Origin of the sequence: Mycobacterium sp. E2462, assembly GCF_001672685.1 — a bacterium.
Taxonomy (GTDB): domain Bacteria; phylum Actinomycetota; class Actinomycetes; order Mycobacteriales; family Mycobacteriaceae; genus Mycobacterium.
In genome coordinates this window covers 1-5,736 of the sequence record NZ_LZKC01000172.1, presented here as the reverse complement: position 1 = coordinate 5,736, position 5,736 = coordinate 1, and the positions used below count along the sequence as shown (strand labels likewise).

Sequence of the window (5,736 nt, the reverse complement as noted above, 5' to 3'; positions counted from 1 at the left end):
CGACCCGCGCGGTGAGCCTTTCGTAAACACGCCGTCACATGCCAAGCTGCTGACATGGTCATGGAGATCGCCCGCCCCAAACTCGAAGGCAACGTCGCCGTCGGTGAGGATCGCCAGATCGGCTTCGCCGAGTTCGGCGACCCGCACGGGCGGGCGGTCTTCTGGCTGCACGGCACGCCCGGCGCGCGCCGCCAAATTCCCACCGAGGCCCGCGTGTACGCCAAGGATCACGGCATCCGCCTGATCGGCCTCGACCGTCCGGGGATCGGCTCGTCGACCCCGCACCGGTACCCCAACATCCGGGCCTTCGCCGACGACCTGGCGACGATCGCGGACACCCTCGGCATCGACCGGCTGGCCGTCATCGGCCTGTCCGGGGGCGGCCCGTACGCGCTCGCGTCCGCCGCGGCCTTGTCCGACCGGGTGGTCGCGGCCGGCATCCTCGGCGGCGTGGCGCCGTTCCTCGGCGACGAGGGCATCACCAGCGGGCTGATGAATCTCGGCAAACGGGCCGCGCCGCTGCTGCGGCTGGGCGGGGATCCCCTGCGCATCGGGGCCAGCCTGATGGTCCGCGCCATCCGCCCCGTCGCGAACACCGCCCTCTACCTCTACGCCGCGGTTTCGCCCGAGGGGGACCGGCGGCTGCTGACCCGGCCGGAATTCGGTGCCATGTTCCTCGACGACCTGCTCAACGGCAGCCGCAAGCAGCTCGCGGCCCCCTTCAACGACATCATCCTGTTCACCCAGGACTGGGGATTCCGGCTCGACGAGGTGCGGGTGCCGGTCCGCTGGTGGCACGGCGACAGCGACCACATCGTCCCGTTCTCCCACGGCGAGCACGTGGTGCAGCTGTTGCCCGACGCGGAATTGTTCGTGCTGCCGGGCGAGAGTCACCTCGGAGGGCTGGGCCGCGGCGAGGAGATCCTGTCCCTGCTGATGAAGATCTGGGACGAGCAGGTCTGACTTTCTAGGGGCGGTACCCTGCAGTCGTGCTGCTGGAGTCTCTGAATCCCGCGGCGGTCGCCGCGACCGATATTCCCGATGCGGTGCGCATCGACGGCGCCGTGTTGAGCCGCAGCGATCTGGTCGGCGGCGCCACCTCGGTGGCCGAGCGGGTCGCCGGCGCGGGGCGCGTCGCGATCCTGGCCACCCCGACCGCGCAGACCGTCCTCGCGGTCACCGGCTGCCTCATCGCCGGGGTGCCGTTCGTCCCGGTGCCCTCCGACGTCGGGGCGGCCGAGCGCCGGCACATGCTCTCCGATTCCGGGGCGCAGGCGTGGCTCGGGCCGGTTCCCGACGAGCGGGAAGGGCTGCCGCACATCCCCGTTCGCGCGCACGCCCGGTCCTGGCACCGCTATCCCGAGCCGCCGCCCGAGGCCACCGCGATGGTGATCTACACCTCCGGGACCACCGGGCCGCCGAAGGGCGTGGTGGTGAGCCGGCGGGCGATCGCCGCCGACCTGGACGCGCTGGCGCAGGCCTGGCAGTGGACGGCCGACGACGTGCTGGTGCACGGGCTGCCGCTGTTCCACATCCACGGCCTGGTGCTCGGGCTGCTGGGGTCGCTGCGGATCGGCAACCGCTTCGTGCACACCGGCAGGCCCAAGCCGGAGGCCTACGCGCAGGCCGCCGAGGACCTCGGCGGGACGCTGTTCTTCGCGGTGCCCACCGTGTGGTCGCGGGTGGTGGCCGACGAGGCCGCCGCCCGCGCGCTGCGCCCGGCGCGGCTGCTGGTCTCGGGCAGCGCGCCGCTGCCGGTGCCGGTGTTCGATCGGCTCGAGGCGCTGACCGGGCACCAGCCCATCGAACGGTACGGCGCCTCGGAGTCGCTGATCACCATCTCCACCCGGGCGGACGGCGAGCGGCGCGCCGGCTGGGTGGGGTTGCCGTTGGCGGGCGTGCAGACCCGGCTGCTCGATGACGGCGGCGCGCCGGTGCCCGACGACGGCGAGACCGTCGGCAAGTTGGAGGTGCGCGGGCCGACGATGTTCGACGGCTACCTGAACCGGCCCGAGGCCACGGCCGCGGCGTTCGACGCCGACGGCTGGTACCGCACCGGCGACGTCGCGGTCGTCGACGGCGGCGGCATGCACCGCATCGTGGGCCGCGAGTCGGTCGACCTCATCAAGTCCGGCGGCTACCGCGTCGGCGCCGGGGAGATCGAGACCGCGCTGCTCGGGCACCCGGGGGTGGCCGAGGCCGCGGTCATCGGGATGCCCGACGAGGACCTGGGCCAGCGCATCGTCGCGTTCGTCGTCGGCTCGGCCCAGCCCGACGAGCTGATCAACCATGTCGCGCAGCAGCTTTCGGTGCACAAGCGGCCGCGGGAGGTGCGCGTCGTCGACGCGTTGCCCCGCAACGCGATGGGCAAGGTACTCAAGAAGCAGCTGCTAGCCGACGGCTAACGCGGGGGGCCGCCACGTCTCAATTGCGTCACGACGGCGGCACAAAACTCCCGGTCAGCGGCCGCGCTGCCCGACACGCAGCAGATTGCCAGCATTCTGGACAAGCGTGCGGCCCCGCGTTCGCATAGCTTCGTTGTGGACCTGCACGACGTCCGAGTCCGACCGGACACCCGTTCTTCGAGGATGACACGTGACACAGCTGAGGCGGCCGGATGGCTCGGCCCCGACGAGCGCCGCCGGTCCGCGGCCGACACCGATGCGGCGGGTGGCCGCCGCCTGCCTGGTGGGGTCGGCGATCGAGTTCTACGACTTCCTGATCTACGGCACCGCGGCGGCGCTGGTGTTCCCGACGGTGTTCTTCCCGCGTCTGAGCCCGGCGGTGGCGACCCTGGCGTCGCTGGCCACGTTCGCGACGGCGTTCGTGTCCCGGCCGCTCGGTGCCGCCGTCTTCGGGTACTTCGGGGACCGGCTGGGCCGAAAGAAGACGCTGGTCGCCACGCTGCTGATCATGGGCGCGTCGACCGTGAGCGTGGGCCTGGTGCCCGGCACCGCGTCGATCGGCGTCGCGGCGCCGTTGATCCTGATCGTGCTGCGGCTGCTGCAGGGGTTCGCGGTCGGCGGCGAGTGGGCCGGTTCGGTGCTGCTAAGCGCCGAGTACGCGCCGGTCGGCCGCCGCGGCTGGTACGGCATGTTCACCTCGCTGGGCGGCGGCACCGCGGGCGTGCTGGCCAGCCTGACCTTCCTGGCCGTCAACGTGACCATGGGCGAGAAGAGCCCCGCCTTCATGGAATGGGGCTGGCGGGTGCCGTTCCTGATCAGCAGCGGGCTGATCGCCATCGCGCTGTACGTGCGGCTCAACATCGAGGAGACCCCGGTCTTCGTGGAGGAGAAAGCCCGCGACCTGGTGCCCAAGGCGCCCCTGGCCGAGCTGTTCCGGCTGCAGCGGCGCGAGATCCTGCTGGTCGCGGGCAGCTTCCTGGGCGGCATGGGCTTCGTCTACCTGGGCAACACGTTCCTCGTAATGTACGCCCACAACCACCTCGGCTATTCGCGCGCCTTCATCTGGGGGGTCGGCGCGCTGGGCGGGCTGACCAGCATCGTGTTCGTGTCCGTCTCGGCGTGGGTGTCGGACCGGGTGGGACGCCGGCGCGTGATGCTGGTGGGCCTGTCGGCGTGCCTGCCCTGGGCGTTCCTGGTCGTCCCGTTGATGGACACCGGCAAGCCGGTGCTCTACGCGGTCGCCGTCCTGGGCATGTTCGCCGCCGCGGCCGTCGCCAACGGGCCGTCCGGGGCGTTCGTGCCCGAACTGTTCGCCACCCGGTACCGCTACAGCGGCGCGGCGGTGGCGATGAACCTGGCCGGCATCCTCGGCGCGGCCGTGCCGCCGCTGCTCGCGGGCCCGCTGCTGGCGAGCTACGGCAGCTGGGCGATCGGGCTGATGATGGCCACCCTGGTGCTGGCCAGCTTCGTCTCCATCTACCTGCTGCCCGAGACCAGGGGCACGACGCTGCGCAGCGGTCGCACGGCGCCCAAGCAGCCCGCGCGGCTATAGGGGCCGTCAGTTGGCGTGCAGGTCCTCGTTGAGGGCGATGCCCTGCCCGCCGCGCGGAACCACCTCGACCGCTCCGCTCACCGAGTTGCGCCGGAACAGCAGGTTGTTGCCGCCGGAGAGGTCGCGGGCCTTGAGCACCTGACCGTCGGGCGTGGCGACCTTGGTGCCGGCGGTGACGTACAAGCCGGCCTCGACCACGCAGTCGTCGCCCAGCGAGATGCCCAGCCCCGCGTTGGCGCCCAGCAGGCAGCGCTTGCCGATCGAGATCACCTCGGTGCCGCCGCCGGACAGGGTGCCCATGATGGACGCGCCGCCCCCGACGTCCGAGCCGTCGCCGACCACGACGCCGGCCGAGATGCGGCCCTCCACCATCGACGCGCCCAGCGTGCCGGCGTTGTAGTTGACGAAGCCTTCGTGCATGACCGTCGTGCCCGGCGCCAGGTGCGCGCCGAGGCGCACCCGGTCGGCGTCGGCGATGCGCACCCCGGTCGGTAGCACGTAGTCGACCATCCGCGGGAACTTGTCGACCCCGTACACCGTCACCGGCCCGTGCCGGCGCAGCCGCGCCCGGACCGCCTCGAAGCCCTCGATGGCGCACGGCCCGCGATTGGTCCAGACCACGTTGGTCAGCACCGAGAACAAGCCGCCGGCATTCAGCCCGTGGGGCGCCACCAGCCGGTGCGACAGCAGGTGCAGCCGCAGGTAGGCGTCATGCGCGTCGGCGGCGACGTCGTCGAGCGAGCCGATGACCGTGCGGACCGCGATGGTCTCCGTGCCGCGGTCGTCGTCGCGGCCGACCAACGCGGCCAGCTCCGGCGCAACGTCGGACAGCGCCAGCCGCGACGTGCCGGACGTCCCGGAGTCGGTGAGTTCCGGTGCCGGAAACCACGTGTCGAGGATCGATCCGTCCGACGCCAGCGTCGCCAGCCCCACACCCACCGCAGCTCCAGTCACGGCGGTCAGGTTATCGCCCCCGGACGACCGTGCGGGACCCGCCCGGCCCCGACGACGCCGCACCCGTAACGGCGGCGTTAACGGCGGATTTCCGGGTACGCGGGCGCTCGGGGGTGAGGCAGGTCACGTCGTGGGCCCGCCGCTGATCCCTCCGCCGGCCCGTCGAGGCCGCTCGATCACCGGAGGAGCACACGATGTCCGTTACCACGTCCCTTGTCAACACGTCCTTTGTCACCATCCGACCCGAGGCGCTGCTGGCCGCGGCCGGCGCGCTCGACGGTCTCGGTTCCGCGCTGGCCGCCCAGGATGCGGCGGCCGCCGCCGCGACCACGAGCATCGCGCCGGCGGCCGCCGACGAGGTGTCGGCGCTGCAGGCCGCGCAGTTCTCCGCCTACGGCACCTGGTACCAGCAGGTCAGCGCGCAGGCCAAAGCGGTGCACCAATCGGTGGTCAGCACGCTCACCAGCAACGCCGGCTCGTACGGCGACACCGAGGCCGCCAACCAGGTGACCACCAGCGCCGCCGCCCTGCCCAGGGCCGCCGCCGCGGCGGCGGCCGACCCGTCGTCCGACACGGGCGCCGCGCTGGGCACCACCATCGAATGGGGCCAGAACGTCGGCGCCGCGGCGTCGGACTTCATCTCGCTTGGGGCCGGCCAATTCGCCCCGGGCGCCGGCCTGTTCAGCACCTCCGCGGCCGTCACCGCCGACGCCGGTGCCGCGGTGCCGGTGGCTGCGGCCGCGCCGCCGGCGGCCGCGGCCGCCGCGGCCGGGGCGAATTGGCCGGCCCCAAGCGAGATGAAGTCCGACGCCGCGGCGCCGACGT

5 protein-coding genes are annotated in these 5,736 nt (G+C 72.6%); 4 read left to right on the top strand and 1 reads right to left on the bottom strand.

All coding sequences use genetic code 11. The features are described 5' to 3' along the window. Nucleotides 1-54: 54 nt before the first annotated feature. From A5714_RS08280 to A5714_RS08270, 3 genes are all read left to right on the top strand, one after another. On the top strand, nucleotides 55-963 hold the full coding sequence (locus tag A5714_RS08280) for an alpha/beta fold hydrolase (RefSeq protein WP_068069544.1): 909 nt from the start codon (nucleotides 55-57) through the stop codon (nucleotides 961-963). 26 nt (nucleotides 964-989) lie between these two features. Continuing rightward, the gene (locus A5714_RS08275; RefSeq protein WP_068284493.1) at nucleotides 990-2,405 is read left to right on the top strand and encodes an acyl-CoA synthetase; all 1,416 of its coding nucleotides are present in this window, start codon (nucleotides 990-992) and stop codon (nucleotides 2,403-2,405) included. A gap of 256 nt (nucleotides 2,406-2,661) precedes the next feature. Then, nucleotides 2,662-3,957 (top strand): MFS transporter, encoded by a 1,296-nt coding sequence (locus A5714_RS08270; RefSeq protein ID WP_068284490.1) that lies wholly within the window; start codon nucleotides 2,662-2,664, stop codon nucleotides 3,955-3,957. A gap of 6 nt (nucleotides 3,958-3,963) precedes the next feature. Here A5714_RS08270 and dapD read toward each other — a convergent pair whose 3' ends face one another. Then, the gene (gene dapD / locus A5714_RS08265; RefSeq protein ID WP_156747228.1) at nucleotides 3,964-4,920 is read right to left on the bottom strand and encodes a 2,3,4,5-tetrahydropyridine-2,6-dicarboxylate N-succinyltransferase; all 957 of its coding nucleotides are present in this window, start codon (nucleotides 4,918-4,920) and stop codon (nucleotides 3,964-3,966) included. Between the two features lie 185 nt (nucleotides 4,921-5,105). Between dapD and A5714_RS08260 the strand changes: the two genes are divergently transcribed. Then, nucleotides 5,106-5,736: PE family protein (locus A5714_RS08260; RefSeq protein WP_156747227.1), on the top strand; the 631-nt coding region annotated here is incomplete at its 3' end.